Below are 1,126 nucleotides of genomic sequence, written 5' to 3' on the forward strand. Positions count from 1 at the left end.
ACCATTTTGCTCATGAAATCGAGTGTTTCGTCAGCTATTTTAAAGCCGAGGTGATAAAAGCGAGCAGCGAAACGAGCCACGCGTAGAATTCTTAGTGGGTCTTCTGTGAAGGCTGGCGAGACGTGCCTGAGTAGTCTGTTCTTCAGATCGTCTTGACCGCCATACGGATCAATCAGCTCACCGTCTGCGCTCATTGCCATCGCATTAATGCTTAGGTCTCTTCTGATAAGGTCTTGTTCTAAAGTGATTGATTTTGACGTGTCAAAGCTGAAGCCTTGGTAGCCCTGACCGTTTTTACGCTCTGTCCGCGCAAGAGCGTACTCTTCTCTAGTTTTGGGGTGGAGAAATACAGGGAAGTCTTGGCCGACCTGGGTAAAGCCTTGTTTAAGCATCTCGTCTGGGTTGCTACCTACTACGACCCAGTCTTTATCCTTGCTGTTAATTTCGAGCAAAGAGTCACGTACAGCACCACCCACAAGGTAGGTTTTCATCACATTCAAGCCCACGGGAGAGAAAGAGCTAGAATGCTAAACCAAATCCTATCGAACCGCCAGCTTCTACTTCACTCAGCATAAATGCAGCCTCAATATTGAAGTGGCGTGGCTGGTATAAAAAACCAGCTGTTAAGGTGTGATCTTCTTTTGAGGCCTCTTCTGTTTCAGCAATATTGAAGCGCGCACCTGCACGTAAGTGGAAGTCATCTCTCCAGTAATACTCACCACCAAAAGATATGAAGCGGGTATTGCCTTCGAAGGCGAACACTTCATCTTCGTTTAGATCAATATCAAGCGTCATCATATAGTCTTCACGGTAAGTGGCTAAACCCACTTTATAGCGTGCTTGAACTGAAGGCTTGCCTCGAGGTAATTCATCAGTGGGTACGGGAGGGGAGAATGTTGAAATGTCGGTTGGAAACATATTCATTCCAGAAATACCGAATACCCACTCGCCTTCTAGCCACCAACCATCCAGGCCGAATTCTTCACGTAAAAAGTTGTCGGTAAACAGGATTGCTAAGCCTATATCTACGTTCCATTCTAGGTTGCTATCACTAGGTCTGTCAGCCGGAGCGTTATTCACATCGTATTCATCTAGCGGCCTTGAAACTTGAGATGCATTGAACTGA

Annotated in this window: 1 protein-coding gene and 1 pseudogene; both read right to left on the minus strand. The window is 46.3% G+C overall.

Going from position 1 to position 1,126, the window contains the following annotated elements:
* Positions 1 to 491 (minus strand): annotated as a pseudogene (cca, locus tag A3766_RS25175) (multifunctional CCA tRNA nucleotidyl transferase/2'3'-cyclic phosphodiesterase/2'nucleotidase/phosphatase); the annotation flags it as partial.
* A gap of 28 nt (positions 492 to 519) precedes the next feature.
* Positions 520 to 1,126 (minus strand): hypothetical protein (locus A3766_RS31575; RefSeq protein WP_197479735.1); only part of this gene is annotated, 607 nt, incomplete at its 5' end.

Source organism: Oleiphilus sp. HI0132 (genome assembly GCF_001635845.1).